Annotated in this window: 16 protein-coding genes; 5 read left to right on the top strand and 11 right to left on the bottom strand. The window is 55.8% G+C overall.

Annotated features, from left to right (window positions below):
* The first annotated feature begins 32 nt into the window (after positions 1–32).
* Positions 33–1076, top strand: a complete 1044-nt coding sequence (locus ABEA92_RS10305; protein ID WP_345683747.1) for an acyl-CoA desaturase — start codon at positions 33–35, stop codon at positions 1074–1076.
* Positions 1077–1247: 171 nt separating this feature from the next.
* On the opposite strand, the gene ABEA92_RS10300 is transcribed toward ABEA92_RS10305, so the two are convergent.
* On the bottom strand, positions 1248–2264 hold the full coding sequence (locus tag ABEA92_RS10300) for a rhomboid family intramembrane serine protease (protein WP_345683746.1): 1017 nt from the start codon (positions 2262–2264) through the stop codon (positions 1248–1250).
* 262 nt (positions 2265–2526) lie between these two features.
* Positions 2527–2973 carry a YkgJ family cysteine cluster protein gene (locus ABEA92_RS10295; protein WP_345683745.1) on the bottom strand — a complete coding sequence of 149 codons (447 nt, stop codon included), beginning with the start codon at positions 2971–2973 and terminating at the stop codon, positions 2527–2529.
* Between the two features lie 259 nt (positions 2974–3232).
* On the opposite strand from ABEA92_RS10295, the gene ABEA92_RS10290 reads away from it, so the two are divergent.
* The 3 genes from ABEA92_RS10290 to ABEA92_RS10280 all read left to right on the top strand — a co-directional run bounded on the left by ABEA92_RS10290 (position 3233) and on the right by ABEA92_RS10280 (position 7098).
* Positions 3233–4159, top strand: coding sequence for an SHD1 domain-containing protein (locus tag ABEA92_RS10290; RefSeq protein ID WP_345683744.1), 927 nt, complete (start codon positions 3233–3235; stop codon positions 4157–4159).
* A 350-nt stretch (positions 4160–4509) separates the two neighbouring features.
* The gene (locus ABEA92_RS10285) at positions 4510–5871 is read left to right on the top strand and encodes a sigma-54-dependent transcriptional regulator (RefSeq protein WP_345683743.1); all 1362 of its coding nucleotides are present in this window, start codon (positions 4510–4512) and stop codon (positions 5869–5871) included.
* 81 nt (positions 5872–5952) lie between these two features.
* Entirely contained in the window at positions 5953–7098 is a 1146-nt protein-coding gene (locus ABEA92_RS10280; protein ID WP_345683742.1) for an SGNH/GDSL hydrolase family protein, read from the top strand.
* On the opposite strand, the gene ABEA92_RS10275 is transcribed toward ABEA92_RS10280, so the two are convergent.
* From ABEA92_RS10275 to ABEA92_RS10240, 8 genes are all read right to left on the bottom strand, one after another.
* Positions 7095–8471, bottom strand: a complete 1377-nt coding sequence (locus ABEA92_RS10275; RefSeq protein ID WP_345683741.1) for a methyltransferase RsmF C-terminal domain-like protein — start codon at positions 8469–8471, stop codon at positions 7095–7097. The genes ABEA92_RS10280 and ABEA92_RS10275 overlap by 4 nt on opposite strands.
* Entirely contained in the window at positions 8468–8764 is a 297-nt protein-coding gene (locus ABEA92_RS10270; protein ID WP_345683740.1) for a hypothetical protein, read from the bottom strand. Before ABEA92_RS10270 ends, ABEA92_RS10275 begins: the two co-directional genes overlap by 4 nt.
* Positions 8765–8962: 198 nt before the next feature.
* The gene (locus tag ABEA92_RS10265; RefSeq protein ID WP_345683739.1) at positions 8963–9577 is read right to left on the bottom strand and encodes a septation protein SpoVG family protein; all 615 of its coding nucleotides are present in this window, start codon (positions 9575–9577) and stop codon (positions 8963–8965) included.
* A 110-nt stretch (positions 9578–9687) separates the two neighbouring features.
* Entirely contained in the window at positions 9688–10722 is a 1035-nt protein-coding gene (locus ABEA92_RS10260; RefSeq protein ID WP_345683738.1) for a 4-(cytidine 5'-diphospho)-2-C-methyl-D-erythritol kinase, read from the bottom strand.
* Positions 10723–10957: 235 nt separating this feature from the next.
* Positions 10958–11875, bottom strand: a complete 918-nt coding sequence (locus tag ABEA92_RS10255; protein WP_345683737.1) for an LpxI family protein — start codon at positions 11873–11875, stop codon at positions 10958–10960.
* Positions 11876–11877: 2 nt separating this feature from the next.
* Complete coding sequence (lpxD, locus tag ABEA92_RS10250) at positions 11878–12978, bottom strand: UDP-3-O-(3-hydroxymyristoyl)glucosamine N-acyltransferase (protein WP_345683736.1); 1101 nt, start codon at positions 12976–12978, stop codon at positions 11878–11880.
* A 508-nt stretch (positions 12979–13486) separates the two neighbouring features.
* The gene (locus ABEA92_RS10245) at positions 13487–15790 is read right to left on the bottom strand and encodes a SulP family inorganic anion transporter (protein ID WP_345683735.1); all 2304 of its coding nucleotides are present in this window, start codon (positions 15788–15790) and stop codon (positions 13487–13489) included.
* 426 nt (positions 15791–16216) lie between these two features.
* Positions 16217–16468 (bottom strand): hypothetical protein, encoded by a 252-nt coding sequence (locus ABEA92_RS10240; RefSeq protein WP_345683734.1) that lies wholly within the window; start codon positions 16466–16468, stop codon positions 16217–16219.
* Between the two features lie 614 nt (positions 16469–17082).
* Here ABEA92_RS10240 and ABEA92_RS10235 point away from each other — a divergent pair.
* The gene (locus ABEA92_RS10235; protein ID WP_345683733.1) at positions 17083–19152 is read left to right on the top strand and encodes a hypothetical protein; all 2070 of its coding nucleotides are present in this window, start codon (positions 17083–17085) and stop codon (positions 19150–19152) included.
* Positions 19153–19234: 82 nt separating this feature from the next.
* Here ABEA92_RS10235 and ABEA92_RS10230 read toward each other — a convergent pair whose 3' ends face one another.
* On the bottom strand, positions 19235–21055 hold the full coding sequence (locus ABEA92_RS10230) for a hypothetical protein (protein WP_345683732.1): 1821 nt from the start codon (positions 21053–21055) through the stop codon (positions 19235–19237).
* Positions 21056–21197: the final 142 nt, after the last annotated feature.

Here is a 21197-nt window from a genome sequence, read left to right as displayed (position 1 = left end):
CCCAAGGACATTCAACGACAGGATTTCATGTTATGGCTTCGGTCATCCCTCCTACCAAAAAAGAAACTCGTCGCCAACGTAAATCGTTGGACCGAGCTCAACCTACAAAAAATAAAAAATCCAATCGCGACGCGAACTCGCCTCATGTCAGCAACGACAAGATTGGTAAGTTGCCTGCAAATGCTCATCCCACCGCTTCAGAGCGACGTCACGTTAGCAATCTGAGCTATTGGGCGATTGGTTGGTTGACCATTGCTCACTTGGTTGTCTTGGCGGCTCCGTTTTACTTTTCGTGGACAGGTTTGGCCGTGATGGTTGGCCTGCACTGGATGACGGGCAGTTTGGGAATTTGTCTCGGCTATCACCGACTATTGACGCACACCGGCATGAAGACTTACTCGTGGGTTCGCTACACGTTTGCCACGATCGGAACGCTGGCGGGAGAAGGTTCGGCATTGGATTGGGTGGCGGACCACCGCAAGCATCACGCACACAGCGATCAAGAAGGTGACCCGCACTCGCCACACGAAGGTGGTTTGTGGGCCCACATCACCTGGCTCGCTTTTCACACGCACAATGGCGACCGTACCGCCTACTTGCAACGCTGGGTCCCCGATTTGTACAAGCAACGCGGAATGCGAATCTTGGACATGTTGTTTTTGCCCCTGCACATCGCCGTGGGCTGTGCGTTGTACGGCATCGGATATGCCATCGGCGGGAACGATTTCGGACTTTCGCTGCTGATTTGGGGAATGTTTGTTCGACTGGTGGGCGTTTTGCATGCGACTTGGATGGTCAACAGTGCTTCGCACATGTGGGGCTACAAGAACTACGAAACCACCGACGACAGTCGTAACAACTGGATCGTCGCGATTGTGGCGTACGGCGAAGGTTGGCACAACAACCATCACGCCTACCCACGGATGGCCAAGCACGGCCACAAGTGGTGGGAATTCGACATTACCTGGCAAGCCATTCGGCTGCTGCGAGCGGTGGGCTTGGTTTGGGATGTGGTCGATTATCGTACCGTTGCTGAGAAGCAAGAACGCGAGAATGTACCGACAACCGCCGCGTAGTTTGTCGGTCGCAATCAGCCTGATCTAGTCGATCAAAAACTAGCTAATTAAAAAAACGCCGCTGGCAGCAAGGTGCCAGCGGCGTTTTTCGTTTGTAGTTCCGCTCGCTATCGCTACCCAAAGTCGATGGCAACTGCCGCGTTTTAGGCGTTCGCTTTTTTTAACGAGGCACTAGCGTTTGGGCGACGTTAGGAATGCCGCGATGACGCCGGCGATCAATCCACCTAGGTGGGCTCCGTTGGCGATCGGGCCGAACATTCCGGTCATGCACAAGACCAACCATCCCAACATCAGCATCACGTTGCCTTGAGACATGCGAATCGGGTACGTGCTATCCGTCTGCGGACGAATCCACAAATAGCCAAACAAACCGTATACGGCGCCCGATGCCCCGATAGCAAACGGAGATCCTGCGACTGCATGCAGAATCGGCGGTAGCGAATCGGCAGCCGGCAGCGAGACCTGCAGCATCATCCCCGCCAACTGGCTAACGAACAGCAAAATGATCAGAAAGATCGAACCATGCAGTCGCTCGATCGCCGACCCGAGCAGAAAGATCCAAATCATATTGAACGCCAAGTGCAGCGGATCGGCGTGCAGCAGCAGTGGTGTGATGAAACGCCAAACTTCGCCTTTTCGCACCGACGCAAACCAATCACCGTCACTTTCGATGTAGTCGCGGCGATCGACGAACGACAACGCATAGTCGACCGATTGTTCGGTCGTCAAAGCGCTGCCGTCACGCGATGGACGTGGTTGTCCAAAGCCACCACTAAAACTGGCGATCACCGACATCGCGATCACCGCGATCACGACCGGAATCCGCTGCTGACGTCCCGGCATTCCGGGGCCGCCAAGGCCCCCCACCGCTCCGCCGCGTGACGCCGGCATCGATCGTTGTAGCTTTCGCTGCTCGGCGATCCGTCGCTGGTGATGGTTCACCCGCTCGTTGCGAATCGCGTCGGCCTTGCTTTTGACTTTGTACGATTCGGATTCAGGCGATTGCTCGAACAACGCAAACTGCTTGCGGGCTTCATCCACATCCTTTTCCTCGCGGATCCAGATGTCCCAGCGGGGATTTTCAGCGTCGCCGTTGGAGTCTGCCGCTGCATCGATCGACAGCGTGACCAAATAATCACAGAACCGATGAGCAAGTGTTTCGTTTTCAACGCTGCCGATTCGCCGCATCAGTTCAAAGCCGTGTTCAATCGAGTAGTGAAGGGGATCAATCGCAGGACCGTATCGTAAAAATTATCCGCGGAAGACTAGTTGTAAGCGGAACGGCGGCAAAACGCACTCCCACGGACGCGGTTGGCCCCCATAACACGAATCCGGCAATGCCATTCGTGGTTTGCCGCACCGGCGTCAGCAAGGCTCTGCAGAGGAGGGCCAACCAAGGTGCCAGCGAATGGGAGTAATGAATGCGGGAAAGCAGTGTGAGTAAAACGAATCACACCGATTTTTGTTTCCGCTGTATTTCGATTTCTTCGAACGTGTATAGTCGCCCGGTTCCCGATCCAGGGCAAACGCTGCACGTTTCTTTCCAGTCCTTCTTACGCTCTAGATTGCTGTCCCAAAACGGCCAAGTCCGGCACTGGATCGGCCGCGCTTCGTAGACGCTGCATTTGCGAGTTTCAGGATCCAGCAGGATGCAGTCTCCGTCGGGGTATTCCTTCAAACTCTTCTCGGCACCGACTTGGCGAACAAATTGGTGCTCGAATGCGTCGACATCCAAGTCCATTTCTTGGGCCAGTTCGGCGATTTCATCTTCGTTGACCCATACAAACCCGGGGGCTCCGCCGCAACAATCTCCGCACTGAGAACACTCAAAGCGAAGACCGTCGGCGTACCATGGCTCGGCCTTTTTCTGCTTTTTTGAATCTTGCTTTTTAGGCATCGTGACGTCAACCGCAGGGGGGCTTTGGACCGGGCTGGAGTGGCGGCGGTCGCTTCGGAACGATTCGTTTTGAAGTTCCCTCGGAGCTTCTTGGAAGCCCACCACTGTATCGTTTTGTTGCGAAATCGTCGACGCGGGCCGTCGTTTTTGCACTGCGGCGGATCGACACTTCCGATTTATCCCCAGCCGGACCCGTGGTAAATTAGAGAGAATGATCCTTGTGGGGGTCTGCGAATCACTTTCTCTGGAGCCAAATTCCATGCGAATGTTTTCTACCCTTTTGGCGTTGGTGGGCAGTTTGGTGGTGGCCACCGCGACCGGGAACGCCCGCGAGTGGTCAAGTTTCGACGGACAATACAAGATCGACGCCGAAGTGGTCGCGTTTAACGACACGACGGTGGTGTTAAAACGAAAGTCCGGGAAATTGGTGGCGGTCGAATTGGCCGAGCTTTCGCAGCAGGATCGAGATTATGTGGCGTCCCAAGAAACGAAGGATGCGTTTCATAAATCCGCCGACCAGATGCAGACGTGGACTTCAGTCGATGGGATGAAGATCCGCGGACGTGTGGTGGCCTATGGCCAAAAGGATCTCGTCGTGCAGCGAAAGCTGGGCAACGTCATGATCAACGGCACTGCCTTCGCCCGCATTGATCCGCTGCATCAAGCGGTCATCTTGAAAATCATCTCTCATCTCGAGGGAACCAAGATCGAAGACGCCTCACAGCTTTCTGCTTGGGCAAGGAAAACGCTGAGTGCGGAACCAAAGACTTATCCGCTCGAAGGCGTGCTGATGGCACTCGAAAGTGGTGACCAGATTAGCGTCCCGTTCTTTTTGTTTGCCAAAGAAGACCTCGCGGTCCTACAGCCGGGGTGGGAACATTGGCTCAGCGAAACCGAAGATGAGGCGGCGCGTGAACGTGAAAGTTTGATGGTGCAGACCTCGGCGATGCAGTATCAGCGTGAAAAGGAACGCGACTACCAAATCGAACGGATGAAACTTGATATGCTTGCGGCGGCAACCGGATTGACCTCGATCTGGGAAGTGCTGCTGAAGCCGCGTCCAGGCGTTTATGGTCGTCGCACCAGTGTGATTGTGACCGCTCGCAACAGTGACATCGCGACCCGTATGGTGACGTCACGCTATCCCGGCTACGCCGTGGTCGGAGTGCGACGGGCGAGCTACTAGGCCAGCCGGAACATGAAACCTAGCCGGATCATGAAACCCAGCCGGATCATGAACCATTCCTGGGGCGAACGTTTGGATGTGGTGCGTTGATCACAACCCGAAGCGTCAGCGAGGGAATCTCGATATTTTCTCAGTCCCTTTTCTGACGCGTCGGGATAGGATTTTTCGGGTAAGAACAACGATAGCGCAGGGTCACGAAGGCCGCAAACGCGGTTGGCAGCGACTGCGGTTGACGCTCAACCGCCGAGCCGGTCTCGAGCCTGTTGGCGTGGAGCAAATGGCATTGGGCAAATGGCATTGGGCAGCTCGGGATCATCGTGAATTTGCAATTGATTAAGAAAGTTTTTTGAATGAGTTCCGAGCCGTTTGCCGTACTGATCGTTGATGACGAGCCCAATATCCGGTCGGGATTGGCAAAGGGGCTCGCCGGCGAAGCTGACGTCGTCAAAACCGCGGGCGATGCCGACGACGCGCTGGACCAATTCACCAAAGGATCGTTCCAATTGGTGATTGCCGATGTGCGACTCAGTAGCAGCATGACGGGCATTGAGCTGTTAGAGAAAATTCGCTACTTGCGTCCGTCCACCGCCGTCATCGTGATTACCGCCCACGGGACCGTCGAGACAGCCGTTGAGGCGATGCGCGCAGGCGCGTTCGATTTTGTCTTGAAGCCGATCGACTTGAATTTGATTCGTCAGCAAGTCCGCAAGGCGCGAGAGTACTATCAGCTGCGAGTCGAGAATCGGCAATTGAGAACGCAGTTGGCTGGAGCCGGGCAAGTTTCCGAGATCATCGGCAACGGTGCCGCGATGCAGGCGGTGTTTCAGCAGATTCGTCAGGTGGCTGCCACCGAAGCGACTGTTTTGGTTCAGGGAGAAAGTGGCACGGGAAAAGAATTGATTGCTCGTGCACTGCATGACCTTAGCGACCGAAGCCGAGGTCCGTTTATCGCCGTGAACCTAGGTGCGATGCCTGAGAATTTGCTTGAAAGCGAGCTGTTTGGTCATGAAAAAGGCTCGTTCAGTGGCGCCTCGCGACAAAAACCAGGATGTTTCGAACAAGCCGCCGGCGGCACTTTGTTTCTGGACGAAGTGACCGAGATGTCGGCCAAAAGCCAAGTCGATCTGCTGCGGGTACTCGAGTCGCGTGTGTTCACCCGAGTCGGAGGCGAAGAACGAATCGAAACCGATGTTCGGATCGTCTCGGCCACCAATCGGTCGGTGCATGAGTTGATCGAAGAAGGGGTTTTTCGCGAGGACCTGTTTTATCGGCTCAACGTGATTCCTATCGAAGTCCCTCCGCTGCGAGCGCGTCGCGAAGACATTCCGTTGCTGGTCGAGCACTTTTTGGAACAATTTTGCAAGCGACATTCACGAGACCCGAAGCAGCTGTCGCCCGCCGCGATGCAAACACTCGTCTCTTCCAATTGGCCTGGCAACGTTCGGCAATTGCGGAACATGATCGAACGGTTGGTCGTGACTCACAGCGGCGACGTGATTCATCACGACGAACTGCCCGCGGAATTGACTCGTGCCCCAAGCCCCGCCAACAAATCGATCGTGCCGTTGGCCGAAGCGGTCGAAGCCTGCGAACGCGAAACGATCGCAGCGGTGTTGAACGCCTACGATCTGCATCGCGACAAAACTGCCAAAGCACTCGGGATTAGCGTGCGGACCCTGCACTACAAAATGAGTCGCTATAATCTTCACTAACGCGACGCTTTAGGCCTCTCGCCACCGTCTCGTTTTCCCTCCCTCCCTACTTTCCTTCCTCTGACGATTCGAGATGAATTGATGGTCACTCTGTTTCCACGTGTTGTTGCTGCCGTGATGGTTCTGCAGGCTTCGTTGTTAATGGCTCAAAATGGGGCGATTGACACGTTGGATCCCGAAATGGCGGTCAGCAAGGAATCGGTCGGAGGAATCGATTGGTATGACGTGACGCAGTGGGGTGTCGAAGGCCGCATCCTGCCGGATCAAGAGCGGCAACGTTGGTTCGACCGATTGCCTGCATCGGCCCAAGAGTCGGTGACGAAGAACGTTTGGAATCTAAGTCGTGACAGCGCCGGGATGATGGTGCGATTCACCACCGATGCCACCGCTATCCACGTTCACTACCAGTTGAAAGACAACGGATTGGCGATGCCGCATATGCCTGCGACCGGCGTCAGCGGCATCGATTTGTACGCCCGTGACGATAACGGTGATTGGCGTTGGGTGCAGGTGGCCAAACCGTCGTCGCAAGAAGTCAAAGTCGAAGTCGTACGGGGATTGGCCGAAGGACAACGTGAATACGCTGCCTACTTGCCGCTCTACAACGGCGTCGATTTTATGAAGATCGGAGTCGAGCAGGGCAGTCATTTTGCAGGACTAAAGCCGCGACAGAACCCGATCGTGTTCTACGGAACCAGCATCACACACGGTGCGTGTGCCAGTCGCCCAGGCATGGTGCACACCGCGATTCTAGGCCGACGCTTTGACATGCCCGTGGTCAATCTGGGGTTTTCGGGCAACGGGCGAATGGATAAAGCGGTCGGCGATTACCTTGTGCAAATCGATGCCGCTGCGTTTGTCATTGATTGTTTGCCCAACATGGGCCCCGAAGCCGTGGAACAGAAGTGCGTTCCGCTGGTCAAACAGATTCGTCAATCGCGGCCTCAAACGCCAATTGTGCTGGTCGAAGATCGTCGCAACACCAACGATTGGATCTTGCCGGCTCGTCAGCAGCATCACACTGAAAATCATGCGGCACTCAAAGCGGCCTACCAAAAACTGGTCGAAGACGGCGTCACCGGTTTGCATTACATCGACGGCGATCATCTATACGGAGACGATGGCGAAGGCGCGACCGATGGTTCGCACGCCAGCGATCTTGGTTTTATGCGACAAGCCGACGTGTTCGAGCCGATCTTGCGTCAAGCCATTCCGTCGCTGAATTAGCGAGGCGTTGCCAATTGGGTGAATCGCGATGCCGTGGGAAGATGGTTTTTTCCCATGCCGCGATCCCCTTTGACCCAGCCCAAGGGACGCCCTTGGTACTGGACCACGGTCCAGCCACGATCCGAGCATGGGATCGGGGCTCCGCTGAGGTACTGCGCTGCCATTTCGTCGTCGACATCCATCGTTTGCCGACTGCTAAGCGATGTACCGCGTCGCAGCGCGGCGGCGTGCGCGGGTTTCCAAACTTTGCCGGTGCGGTGGGCAACCTCTGGGCCCTGCGTGGCAACACGTTCGACCCACACTGGGGCATCGCTTGGAATCGCATAAAGCGATGAGTCGCTGCCGAAATAGCGATCCGGGGCTGCAGGTTCGTTGAACCATTGATTCAGAGAGACCGGACTCTTGTAGGGTTTGTTGCTGCGAAACGTTTTGGCCGACCATGATGTTTCGCCATGGATCAGCGACGCGGCAAAGCTGCCGGCACACTCATCTCGATGTGGCCACAGTCGATAGCAGCCATTGGTGACAGTGGATGCATATGGTTGCAACGAGGGGATGGTTTCGGGGGTGAAATCATGCGAAGCGAGCAAGCCATCGATTTGAGCTTCGTTTTCCGCAGCGGCAAACGTGCAGGTGCTGTAGACCAATTTTCCGCCGGGACGCAGCAATCGGGTTGCCGCGGACAAGATGCGTTGCTGCCGAGATGCGCTGTGCTCGATTTGGTGAGGCGAGAGCGCCGAGATCGATTGACGTTTGCGTGACAATAACGCTTGGCCGCTGCACGGAGCGTCGACCACGACGACATCGAAACAGCCTGTCAACTTCTTTGCCAGATCATCAGGATCCATCTGCGAGATCGCGAAGCGGTCCGAACCGGTGCGAGCCAAATTATGTAGTAACGCGGGAACACGCGAGCGAATGGGTTCGTTAGCCAACAGAAAGCCGGTGTTCTGAAGTGCTTCTAGAATCGCCGTCGCCTTTCCACCGGGGGCGGCACAGAGGTCGCATACGACTTGGTGCTTGAGCACATCGGGCTGATCGGCTTGCAGCGCCGCAAGCGCCAACAGCGAGCCTGCGTCTTGCACGTAATAGTCGCCGGCGGCAAACGCAAGTTCTTTTGATGGACGTGTTTGGTCGGACTCACAGCGATAGCCCAGCGGGTACCACGGTACAGGGACGACCGGAAAGGGCAGCGATTCTGCGGCGACCTCGCGGCGTAGTCGGACAACATTCCGGTGGCGGCGCGACAACGACGTTACAAACGCGTCGAGTTCGTCTGCGGAAAGGTGGATCGGACCAAGTGCTTCGCCAACCAAGTCGTGAAACGAGCCGTCATCGAAGGACTCGTTTTGCGGAGTCGAGTCTGCACTCATGTCTGACGTTCAAACCATCGCCAAGCAGACAATCCCATCGACAACGCTCCGGCAAGCAAAAGGGGTGACGTCAATGTGAACATGATGAACACAATGTGCGGCAGGTGTCCCGCCCCGTCATCGCCACCGGGAACAAAGCGGTTGCCGAGTAGAACCTCGAGATCGGCTTGTACCGCCGGCACCCGAATCGCGTACAGCCCGCCTGCGAAGATGACGGCAAATATCACCATCATGAGCATCATCACCGCAAGGCTGATTTGGGGAAGACGGCGACGACGTGACGATGGAAGCATGCCAGCAGATAGGGGGCGATTCGAATAACAGAGGGGCAAGTAACCGACGAGCAAAAAAACAGCAGGTCAACGAACGAATCCGTGACGCTGCTGGCAACACGATTACTTTAGTCTGTGCGAACCCTGATCGTCAATCAACCGCGACGAACGGCCATCCGTCACGATGAGGTGAGGTGATGCTAAAAGATCCCCACTTGCTTAGAATATCCCAGCCCCGAAATCATCGTCCTCTTGAGGGCTCGCTTTTTCTCGGTTGGGGGTATCCATGAAGTGCGGCCGTTTCGGGCTGCCGCTTTCGGAATCGGGTTCGTCGATCAATGCATCCGCAGCCGAGGACGCCGGGGCGGCGGAGGACCGATTGTCGCTTTTCTCGCGAGCGGGCGAGGCCGACGGTCCCGCGTCGTCATAATCAAAGTCGTCATCGTAACGTGAGCGGTAGCCCGGTTCCCGTGATCGGCTGAGCTCGGCTTCGAATTCTTCGATCACCGCGTTTTGAATCAACTCGCGACAATCGCTGTTGATCGGATGCGCCACGTCGGCATACAGCTTTTGAGGTGAATCGGTGTCGGCATCGACTTGCAGCTTTACGCCGCAATGGTTGCAGTAGGTTGCACGAAGATGGTTTTTGTAACTGCACCGTTGACAATGGCCTGTCAATTTTCGGCTTGGCATTGCCACAAATGGACCGTTGGCACCGTCAATGATTTTCAGGTCGCGAACGACGAAACAGCCATCGATCGTGATCGAGCAAAATGCTCGTAAACGATCCTCGGACCCTTCCATTAGCTTGATGCGTATCTCTGAGATCTGCACTGCGTGACCCTCCCTAACCGCGATGGCATTGGAATGCGGATTGTCCGGAGCCTACAGTGCGTCGAAACATGATCGCGTCTAAACATGATCAGCAACTCTGGACTTTGAATTTACTCAACTTGGATGCCGGCGGGGACAAGCACCGAATTCGCAGCGACAACTCTCGCGGTCGGTAAAGTTTGCCGATCGGCATGTGACCCGTCGCCCCGCTGTTTTATTGCACTATATTGGCTTCGCAATTGTGATGCCAATCGTGATGCTCGGATTGGCGACTCGGCAAGGCCGAAGCAAGCCGATCCGCTGCCTGTTAATTGACACCCCCGCAGCCCGTGATGCCACATTGATTTTAGCATTTCGTCAATTTGCGGGGCTATTTTTGATGCGGGCTCCTGAAGTCGATTACACATATGCGAAGTGATTGACGTCAAATCTCCCGTCTCTAACGCTTCGACGAACGTGTCCGCGAGCTGGGGAACGTCAGAAATTGACGATTCTGAGTAAATTTTTGCAGTTGATAAACTCTGCGGTGGGAACAGAACCACGGTGTTAAGTTGGGTGGACAACGTAACCGGGGTCAGGCGTTCGCCGCGGCCTTGAGCCCGTGCCGCAGTCCATGGCGTGAGCGAATTGCCCAGGAAAAACGGGATATCGCTGCCCAGTTCCGCCGCCAGTACGGCAAGGTCAGGGTGATCATGAGGGACGCCGCTGAGGGTGGCGGCACACAGCAGTGCCGAGGCGGCGTCGCTGCTAGCGCCGCCCATTCCCGCGCCCGCAGGAATGCTTTTTGCTAGGTGGCACGAGAACCCTGTCGTCAATCCGAATCGAGCTGCGAACCGGGTCAACGCTTGATGGACAAGGTTCCGCGAATCATCGGGAATCCCCAGCAGCGATTGTCCTCGCTCGGATTCCGGGTCGACGCCAAGTTCGTCGGCAATGATCTGTAGCGACGGCATCCACTGGACACTCAATTGAACGCCGGCAGTTTCAGTTTGCTGGACACGGAGCTGGTCACGCCAATCGATCGCAACCATGACGGTGTCGATGTCGTGGTAACCGTCGTTGCGTTTGCCGATCAGCTCGAGAAAAAGGTTCAGCTTGGCGGGCGGATGGGTGACCGCGATCGATGACAAGGGAAGCGGTTGCACGGGACGTACTCTGTTCTCTATGTAGATTCATCAAAGCGGGAGAGGGAAGCAACCGCGAGGCATTTTGCCGAAGACGCAAGGCCGCCTATTTTTGAGACGAGTCCGTGTATCTTTATAGCGGAGCGACGCGGAGCCCGCTCGGTCAAAGCTGAATGCTTGGCGCCCTGCGACTGGGCATGTCCGCGTGCCGCAACTCGAATCGATGGTCGTCCGTTTGACGCACGGCAGCGTCGGATCAAGCGACGTGAGATTCGTTGGCCGCGGCGGTTTCATTTTCGATCGTGGCAACGTCGCTTTGCTTCATGGCCACGATGGTGATTCCGAGCCGGCGGGCGTCGGCCACGGTTTGCGTCTGGTCCACGACGATGGTTTTACCCGCTTCGATGGCAATCACGCTTCCGCCCGCCTGGGCGACCCGTTGGACGGTTTGGGGACCGATCGTGGGGACGTCAAACCGCATGTCTTGGTTTGGTTTGCTGACTTTGACCAACGTCCAACCGCCACGGCGGCACAGTTCACCGGTCCGCTCGATGCAGGCATCGGTGCCTTCGATGGCTTCTACCGCAATCACGGTTCCATCTTTGATGGTGATCGATTGTCCGATATCCATGCCGCCCATTTGCCGTGCGACGAGCCAGCCCATTTGAATGTCGCGTTGTGCACGGCTAGTCAGCGGTTTGCCGACGAGGGTTCCATGTTTCACAAGTAGCTCCGGTGCAAAATCGGTAGCGGCACAGATTTCCATCCCACTACGCGTGTAGGTGTTTGTAACGGCCAATAGCAGGCGATCGTCACGCGCATCGCGTTTGCGGCCAAACAACAACGGGCCAAACGTGCGAATCGCGTGCAGGTCGGGCAGGTGTTTTAGCCATACCGATCCTTGGAACAGGATGTCGGACTTGAATAGCTTGCCCGCCATCGTGACTTGTTTCACCCCATGACGGCGAAAGTAACGGATGTGTCCACCGACTTTGCCGACGCCCAGCCAATGAACGTCGCTGCAAATGGACTCTAATTCGCTGCTGGCGTGCCCCTTGATGGCGATGCAGCACACATCACGGCCTTCGCGGACAATGGCTTGGGCGACTTCGATGGGAAAGCTTCCCCATCCTGCGATTATTCCCACTGGCGAATTCAAAGCAGGGTTGGTCATCACTACGCGGCACGTTTTTTGTGGCAACGGATCGAAATCGACTCGGGCGACTTCGCGGTGGACATCGAAGCCTTTCCCGCTTCCTCGCTCTGTTTGATCATGCGATCGATGTCGCGTCGCAAATTCTTGATTTCGCGTCGCATCTCGGGCAGCTTCCGCTCGACGGCCATGATCTGCATCTGTTCTCGTTGAGGCGTTGCGGGGGAACCAAGATAGACTTGGTTGCCTTCGCAATCCTCCATCACGCCTGCCTGAGCACCGACAATCGTTTGGTCGCCCAAGGTGATGTGATCCTTCAAACCGACTTGGCCCGCCAGGATGACGTAATCACCCGTGGTGCAGCTGCCGGCGATGCCGACTTGGCTGCAAATCAAATTGTGGCGACCAATTTTACAGTTGTGGGCGATCATGACTTGGTTGTCGATCTTGGTGCCTTCGCCGATTTGTGTGGTGCCATAGGTGCCGCGGTCGATCGTCACCGAAGCGCCGATTTCGACATCGGATTCGATTTGGACATAGCCCAACTGCGCCGTGGGCACATGACGTCCCGCGACTTGTCGATAGCCAAATCCATTGGCACCAATGATGCTGCCGGCATGAATAATCACGCGGTCGCGAATTTGGGTGTTCTCATAAAGAGTGACGTTACTGTGGATGACACAGTCGTCACCAATCTGCGTGTTCGGCATCACGACGACACCGGGCATGATCCGGGATCGTTGGCCGATCGTTACTCCTGCGCCAATGATCGCCGAAGGATGGACACGCGCCGAATCGGCCAGCGATGCCGAAGGATCAATCCCCCAACCAGGCAGTTCGAGCGAGACGGGGGGCCGGAAACAGGCCACAATTTTGGTAAATGCTTCGCGTGGATCGTCGACTACGATCTGTGCGATCGAAACGTTGGCCAGCGGTTCGGAGCAGACGACAGCGGTCGCCTCGGAATGTTCCAAATCGGCTGCACGCCGTGGATCGTCGATCATCGTGACGTGACCACTTCGCTCTTCGCCTAATGGGAACGCACCATGACATACGGTATCGCCATCACCGTTGATGAGCTTTCCTTCGGCCAGGATGGCCAAGCTGCTTAGTCGTTTTTTCATGGAGCGCATCCTTGCCTCGATGTTAGGAGCCGTATTGGAAAAGCCGCGTCTGCGTCACCCTCCTTGGGACCGCTAGACATTGTTGGCACTGCAGTGGTGCCGCTTCTCTGCTCTTTCTATACCCGCGTCAGCGCGATTCGATCAAGATCGATTTGCGAGCGGATGTGCAGCCGATTCTTCCAATCTTCATTTTGACGGCTCGATTCTTGGCATCGAACGTGCCTGGGAGGATCCGCTCGATTGATCCCCGCTTCTCGACGTGAAAACGACCGCAAACACAAGCATAAAGCGCTGCGGTAGCGGCGGGCAACCCATTCGCCCGACGCCTAAACCGCAGCGTTTGATAGCATTGTGATGGTCGTTGTTCACAGCTTCACTGAACTGGTTTTCGGGCTGTTGATTTAGTCGTACGACGGACTAAGAAGTTCATCCTACACCCCTTGCCGCAGGGAACTTCACTAAATCAACAAGCCGTTTTCGCAGTTCGGATTTGCTGTAAGCTTCCTGCTTACGCGTGCTGGGCCGCCGTGGCCAAGACGGTCCTTTCCTGGCCTTCGTCATCCAGGAAGCGGATGTTACCGCTCGCGACATCATAGATAGCGCCCACGACCATCAATTGCCCCGACGCCACGGCTGCCGCAATGGCCTCGCTTCGATTCACGATCTTAACCACCGTCTGCATCACATTTCGCACGGCGACTTGATCCACAACGGCTTCGACATGCGACGCGCCCTGGGCATTTGCAGCACGGTATTCATCACGATCGACCGACGGTTCGATCTCCGTGATGATCGCGTGGAGATGCGGGCAACCCGTCGCCCGGGTGACGTCCTGGTTTGTGCTCAACAGGTCCGCCGCAGCGGTCACGGCACCACAACGCGTGTGTCCCATCACAAGCACAAGTTTGACGCCAGCGACGGTGACGGCGTATTCGATGCTGCCGAGCGACTTGGTGCCGATCACGTTGCCTGCGACACGAACACTGAAAATGTCGCCAAGCCCCACATCAAGCACCAGTTCGGCCGGCACTCGCGAATCGATACAACTTAGCACGGCTGCCAATGGGGTTTGTCCCGAGGCCGTTGCATTGACTTGACGTCCGAAGTCACGTGACAAGCGATTGCCAGACACAAAACGCCGGTTGCCTTCACGCAAGATCGACAGGACTTGTTCCGGCGTCACGCGGTCCTGCAGTTCTCGTGTCGAGTAGTCGGCAAATTGGATCTCGTCTTGCAGTTGGTATTTGTCGCGAAACCCTTTCAGACTGACGGTGACACCCCGTGCCGGGGCCGTGTTGTTCTTATAGTCGCGAATCAAACTCAGGATATCGGGATCGATATAGTCCGATTCACTCGCGTCGATCAACAGGTGGGTGCCGCGTGGTGATTCGAGCAACAATTTGTGCAGTGCAGCTCGGTTCAAAAAACTGACTTGATTGGCCAGTTCGACGTGCATGATGTCTCCGTCGAGATGCGTTTCAACAACACGTCGAATGGGGCGACGCAAATTGCTGTTCAAAATGAACAGCACGCTGACGGCCAGACCGATCAGGATTCCGATCAGCAAGTCGGTCATCACGATCGCGACCAGCGTGATGATGAAGGGGGCAAACTGATAGCGGCCTTGGTTCCACATCTGTGAAAACAGTTTAGGGCTGGCCAGTTTGAAACCGGTCACGATCAGGATCGCGGCAAGTGCGGACAGCGGGATCATGTTGATGTATTGCGGGAAAAACACAGCACACAACAACAGCAGCACCGCATGGAAAATCGCCGACATTTTCGTTTTGCCGCCCGCATCGACATTGACGCTACTGCGGACGATCACGGACGTCACCGGCAATCCACCGACCAACCCCGCGACAACGTTACCAACCCCTTGGGCAACCAATTCGCGGCTCGGAGGTGAGTTGCGTTGCTGTGGGTCAAGCTTGTCAACCGCTTCCAAGTTCAGCAGCGTTTCCAGCGATGCGACAATCGCAATCGTGACTCCGGCGATGTAGATTGCCGGGTTGGTGAATTGAGAATAATCAGGAGTGGTGAAGAACGAGAAAAACGCCGATGGCGATTCCGCGACCGGGAATTGAACAAGGTGAGTCGAAGTGATCTCCCAAGCTCCGCCCAAGGTCCGCAGATACAGACTGACCGCAACCCCTAGCAAAACGACCACCAATGGTCCTGGAACGACCGAGCGTTTGAGCGGTTTGATCTTCTCCCACATCAATAGCACGAGGATCGAGAGGACGCCGACCACCAAGGCACCCTGGTGGATGTCGCCGGCAAAGGTCGAGAGGAGTTCGGTGAAGGTGTTTTCGTTATCGGGCTGCGAAAACGCCATTTCCCCTTCGGGGTCATTGTCGTGGCCGACGATGTGAGGGATCTGTTTTAGAATCAGGATCACCCCGATCGCAGCCAACAAGCCTTTGATCACACTGGAGGGGAAAAACGCCGACAACGCACCGGCGCGAGCGATCCCCAGTCCAATCTGCAACACGCCGCCGACGATGACGGCCAACAAGAATGCTTCAAAGGAACCGAGCGTAGCAATTTGGGCGGCAACAATCGCGGTCAATCCCGCCGCAGGGCCGCTGACGCTGGTGTGCGATCCGCTCAACGCCCCGACGACAATCCCGCCGATGATGCCTGCCAAAACACCGGCAAACGGAGGTGCGTCCGAGGCGATTGCAATCCCGAGACAAAGCGGAAGTGCTACCAGAAATACCACGATCCCTGACAAAAAGTCCTTGGGGAGCGTTTTCGGAGAAAAGAGAGAGGTTGCTGCACCGGATCGAGGTGGTTGTGAATTCGACATAAACGTGGGGATATCTAATGATGCTGGATAGTGAAGTGAAATGACGTTTCGAAACCGATCGCGGTGGCATTGGCCCAACCCGTGCCGCGGTCACCGCTAGCCGAAGTGGCACTGCGGACGCACGGATTTCGAGTTTCGAGCCGCGACAGATTTCTGATAGCGATCCTTACCTGCAGCAGTGAATCCGCATTAGGTGCAAAGACAATCATTTGCATCGAAGTGCAAACGTCTCACAGGATACGATTGGCAGTCCTCTCGCAAAGCATTGACGAGATGGATCTTTTCGGCCCACGCAATCAGCGAATCCACGAATCATGAAAACGAGATCACTCGTTGATCGTCACGGTCAAGCAAATTCGACCACGACGTCTCCGATGGACGCTCCGATCATTGCGAACTTGAAGCGTGTTCGCAGAAGAGTGGCTGCTAACAGCGGATCGGCGCAAGCACCGCCTCGTTGATGCGATGTCCCACCAAACTGCGTCGGGTGTTTCGCTCACTTACACTAAGACACGCATCGGACCGCAACAGGTCAAACGCGGAGGGATAGGCCTGTTCTCGTCGATTGAGTACTTGCGATTTTCGTTCGCGAGTGTTCTCGGAGATCGGCACGCGTTCCTCGTGCTCTTCCGCAGGCGCTTGTGAATCCGATGCCGTGGCGAGCAGCGATACAGGCACGAAAAACGTGCCGCATGGCAATGCCAAAGCGAATAGCACAAGAGCGAAAAAAGCACCTGAACAACGCGGTTTCATAGATGGTTTTGAGACCCTAAGGGGCGAGAAAGTGAACCGGCGTGGTTACGACTGTAAAATCGGCACATTCCTCAGAATACGATAGAAAATCGAGGAGGTTCGTCAAGGTAAAAATATTCTCTATGCCGAGATGAAGATAGTGTGTTGGTCAGAAGAGAATGCTGGGATTTGCTGAAGTACCGCCGCTCGCTTGCCGCATTTCGCGGTTTACGGGCCATTTCTGCCAAAAAGATTGCCACGCCCCGGTGAAAAAACACAAACCAAAAGTGGATCGGGATACACCGATTTGTGGTTTGGTAAGGGCCCATTACTAGCAAACTTGACTGGATCTGCTCGGCGAAGCGGCGTTTAAGGTTGGTGATCGGCCGCGAAATGGTCATGATAAAACAGGATGGAATCGTTGGAAAAACAGCGTTGACTGGGGTTTCAACGGGACTTTGACCGGTATCGGATGCCGGACACTCTATTTCTTTGGAAGGGGTCGCTTGGCTTTTCAACCTTTTGCAGTCCGTTGCTTGACGTGTTCAAGTCGTTTGCGGGTGACCGATCCATCGTTGGTAGGAACCATCTCGGCCTGTCCCAAATGCGGCTCGATGGTGGAAATCCAGGCCGAAATGCCTGCCGGTCACGTCCCTGAATCCTTCGTCCCTGAATCGCTTCCCAGAAACCCCGACCAGGTTGCCGTGGGAATGGACAGCGTCGATAGCGAAACGATCACACGTGACGCGTTGTCGGCGGGCGGATTCGATGTCGATACTGCGGCTCCCCCCATTGAATCGCATCCAGAACCGTTTCAGGGTACTGAGTCGGTGCCCCCGATCGCAGATCCGGGAATGCCAATTTCGCCCGAGGGATGGCAAAGCGATCGAACACGAAAATCTCGCCAAATGGCGATGATCGTCGCCGTTTCGGTCGCCACCGTGCTGATTGCAACGGTGGTGTTCGTTTGGTTCGTGCGGACATGGAACCGAGGATCCGAGACGGCGTCATCGGCGACCTCCGTGCAGGTTGCCGACGTCGCCGATGCGAATAAGCCGGCCGATGCGAAGGAGACGCCCGATGCGAATGAGACGCCCGATGCGAATGAGACGGCGAACACGGAGGAAATTGCCTCCGAACCCCCGCCCAATGATAAATCGCCCGAGACTAAATCGCCCGAGAGCGCGTCACCGGTGAACGCTGCGAACCCCAGCGGCACCAATGCGAACGCCGCCGCTGCCGACGCGGTGATGGAGGATCCCGCCAATCAAGATCTGGCCAATCAAGATCCAGGCACTGCGAAGCCAATGCCGTCGCAGATTGCAGCGGTCGCATCGCCGAAAGATAGGTCCAACGAGATTCCCAGCGAATTGCTGCCCGTCGATCCGCTGGGTCCGATCTTGGACGTCAACCGAGACACCCCGCCGGCCGTCGTTGACGATGGCATGTCAAAGCTTGATGAAATTCCGCCTGAGCTGCGAAAGTTCACGGTGCTATTGGATCTTGGTCGTGAAGCGAATGAAACCAAACCGACCATCGAAACGCCGCCGACGCTCGATAAGTTGAAGGTCGAAGACGCAGCCGAGGAAACACTCGATCCGATGATGATCGCCACGCCACCTCCGGCGATCGATCTGGATCGGGCATTGGCACTGAAATTTGCTTTGAATTCCAAGGGCTATCCACTAGGCGACTTGGTATTGCTGTTCAGTCAATTGTCGGGCGTTCCGATCCAAATTGATTGGATGTCGTTGGATCTGGCGCAAATCAGTATCCGCAGCGACGTTCCCACCGCACGCGGATTTTTGTCAGCACGCGATCATTTGGAACAGCTTGGTTCGTCGCTCGGCGTCTCGATCCAGTTTGATCAATCGTTTGCGATGATCACGATGGACGAGGTCGAGTTTGCCAAACGTGTCGAGCCGATACTTCAGCTGGATGATTTTGGCGACGATCGTGCTACGGCGATCTCCGTTTTGGGCAAATTCTTACAGAACGATGCCGAGGCACAGCCGGGGACGATCAAGATCGGCAAAACGTTGGCGGAACAGCAACTCGCAGTCCTTGCGTTTGAGTCGTTGCGGCGGATGCGAGGGATCGAAGGAAAACTTCCTGATCCATTCTTGAGCCGCTGGGCTCACGCCGCGATTTCGGATCGCGGCCCATGGCCAATTCTTAACGCCGGAGATTCGGGACCGGCCTTGGATGCTCCGATCACGATTGCCGAACTGTTGCGGCGAGTATCACGCGGAAACCAAGCCACGTGTATGGTGAATTGGTTCGATGCTCGCCGCCGACGTCTGTCTCCCGAGCAGCTTGTGATGCCGTATGTCAAAGACGATGCCGGCGCGATGTTGTCCACGCTGCTGCGACCCTTTGAAATGCAAGTCCGTCGCGTCGACGATACGCTGTGGTGGGTGGGGACCGAAGCGACCTACGATCGCTTGCTGGTGCTGGTGTGGTCCGAACCGCTTGGGGACCAACGCGATACGTTCATCCAGCAGGTTTCCGACGTGATGGCAGGCCGCGCCGACGAAGGCGGGCGAATCACCTATGACGCGGTCAGCGATCGCGTGATGATGTTGCTGCCACGCTACATCGCACGCCAGTTGCCGAAAATTCAAACGTAAACGGCGTGAAGACCAGAGGGTGAACCGCTCCGCATTGCGTCGCTTTTGCAGTGCCGGAAATCAGGGCGGCTGACGCAGACGACTACCGAGTCACAGCCAGTTCGGGGATCGGCTGAGGCGGAAAAGCAAAACGCTCATAGGTCGCAGGACCGACCTCGCAGTTCAACGTTTCGTGTGCGGATCGAAGTCGAGCAAAGGCTCGGCGACTAAGCAAAAAGACTTCGTCCTTTTCATCGTCATCGATCGTAACGATGTTGCTGTCGCGTTTCTCGGACATCTGGATCGCTTGTTGCAGATGTTTGGCCAACATTCCCTTCAGCGGTGTGTCGGGGGCTGATTGAATGACTCCATTTGACGTCATTTCCGCTTGTTCACTTTGGATCACCGATTCGGACACCGTGATGATCGGTAAACCGTCATGCAAGATGCTGGTTAGCCGAATGATGGGATGGGCGTTGTTTTCGCTCACCTCGGCTAGCACGGTGTGATTGCAACCTAACAACAAACCAATGCTCGGGGATGTGGGTGTCTTTTGCATCTTAGCAAAGGCAGGACTTGAAAATCCAAGCTCACTCAGTTGGTCGATGTTTTGCATCGTCAAACTGCCGACGTTATCGTCCATCGCCGCCAACACTGCCGGATCTTGGTAGACCATGGCCGGTCCAGTGTGGGCATCCGAGTTTTCGTTTGTCGATTCGTGCTCGGTGTCGGTTTCAGTGTCGCTTGCGGATGAATTGTAACGCAGGATTGCACTCGGAGACGCCTTGGGCTGCTTCGGCATCGTGACCACTTGAATCGGCTCGGGTTTCGGAGTCCGTGCGTTAACGATTGCCCCCAGCACTGCGGCCAATCCGATACCAATCAAGACAAAGCCGACGGGAAAGTGCAACGAATTGTTTTCAGGTTGGCCAAATCCGCCCAGCAGATAGACTTCGTAGCCGCCGAGCATCAACAGATTGATACCGGCGAAAACGTAGACGAATCGCGTCTTGCTGCCACCGCGTCCGCATCGCAGCGGAATACCGAACAGGCTGACGAGCGACGGTAGCGGCAGAAACAGCCACGACCAAATCGATAGGGAACAGGTGCCGCACAGAACCAATCCCGTGGATACCATTCCTAATGATGCGATCAACAAAAGCGACGAGGTAAGTTTGTCCGGCGGTGATTGCAGGGGCTCGATTCGATAGCTTGGCGGCGAATCGGGAGCAGTTTGGGCGGCCTGTTTGATTGCTGTGAACCATCCGTCGCGACCGACGTTGTCTGCTTGCGGCGTGGCGACCGTATTGCCGATCGCTGTATTGATTAACGCGATCGTTGCGTCGCTGGTGTCGCGGCAAAGGTAGCCACAGATTTCATCGGACGACTCAATTTGTTGTTTGGCGCTAGCCACTTGTTGGCTGTGTCGTGACAGACTGACCCGCGGCGCGGATTCCTGTGGGCCTTCGTTTTTTGAAAACAGTGGAATGCCGCGAAAGGACGCTTCCAAAAGCGAACCAATCGGGGCTTGCCCGAGAATGTCGCTCGCGTCCTGTTTCATCGCCGCGATCTTGGTCTGCATCAGTTCGGGATTTTCGCCCAGTTCGAGCGGGTTTAGACCAGTGGCGACGGACGTGGTGAGCTGTTCGAGCGGACTGGTTGGTGCAGGACGCCTAAAGTCCACATGGGAAAGCCGCACAAAGGCGTTCTCACCAATCCCTTCGGATTGCAGTTGGCTAAAATTCAACTCGCTTGGAAACGATTTCATCGCAAAGGCACGATGGCACTTGGGCAGTCCTGAGGATAAACCCAGCACCATTCCCAGACACAGCAGTGTGAATCCAGAGAGTAGGTAGAAACTGTCGAAACGCCGTGGCGCTGCGGTTGAATTGGGATCCAATTTGCGACGTGAGGACTTCCTCATAACCAAACTTCCAACTGAGATAGGTTTTGCGTGATTGGGTGTGAAACCAACAAAACCTACGTCACTTTTTGTAACAATGAGGCAAACCACGCCAGGGGAGGGGGAATACCTCGTCGATTGCAACGGTTGTAAGGAAAGCAAC

The sequence above is a fragment of the Novipirellula caenicola genome (assembly GCF_039545035.1).
Lineage (GTDB): Bacteria > Planctomycetota > Planctomycetia > Pirellulales > Pirellulaceae > Novipirellula > Novipirellula caenicola.
Note: the sequence above shows the minus strand (reverse complement) of the source record. Positions and strands in the feature narration are given on the sequence as shown.

Excerpts from the sequence above, each read along its gene's own strand:
- ABEA92_RS10275 (WP_345683741.1), bottom strand. The coding sequence starts at position 8,471 with ATGAGTGCAGACTCGACTCCGCAAAACGAGTCCTTCGATGACGGCTCG.
- ABEA92_RS10255 (WP_345683737.1), bottom strand. The coding sequence starts at position 11,875 with ATGACCAACCCTGCTTTGAATTCGCCAGTGGGAATAATCGCAGGATGG.
- lpxD (WP_345683736.1), bottom strand. The coding sequence starts at position 12,978 with ATGAAAAAACGACTAAGCAGCTTGGCCATCCTGGCCGAAGGAAAGCTC.
- ABEA92_RS10230 (WP_345683732.1), bottom strand. The coding sequence starts at position 21,055 with ATGAGGAAGTCCTCACGTCGCAAATTGGATCCCAATTCAACCGCAGCG.
- ABEA92_RS10290 (WP_345683744.1), top strand. The coding sequence starts at position 3,233 with ATGCGAATGTTTTCTACCCTTTTGGCGTTGGTGGGCAGTTTGGTGGTG.
- ABEA92_RS10280 (WP_345683742.1), top strand. The coding sequence starts at position 5,953 with ATGGTCACTCTGTTTCCACGTGTTGTTGCTGCCGTGATGGTTCTGCAG.
- ABEA92_RS10300 (WP_345683746.1), bottom strand. The coding sequence starts at position 2,264 with ATGCGGCGAATCGGCAGCGTTGAAAACGAAACACTTGCTCATCGGTTC.
- ABEA92_RS10245 (WP_345683735.1), bottom strand. The coding sequence starts at position 15,790 with ATGTCGAATTCACAACCACCTCGATCCGGTGCAGCAACCTCTCTCTTT.
- ABEA92_RS10285 (WP_345683743.1), top strand. The coding sequence starts at position 4,510 with ATGAGTTCCGAGCCGTTTGCCGTACTGATCGTTGATGACGAGCCCAAT.
- ABEA92_RS10270 (WP_345683740.1), bottom strand. The coding sequence starts at position 8,764 with ATGCTTCCATCGTCACGTCGTCGCCGTCTTCCCCAAATCAGCCTTGCG.
- ABEA92_RS10305 (WP_345683747.1), top strand. The coding sequence starts at position 33 with ATGGCTTCGGTCATCCCTCCTACCAAAAAAGAAACTCGTCGCCAACGT.
- ABEA92_RS10295 (WP_345683745.1), bottom strand. The coding sequence starts at position 2,973 with ATGCCTAAAAAGCAAGATTCAAAAAAGCAGAAAAAGGCCGAGCCATGG.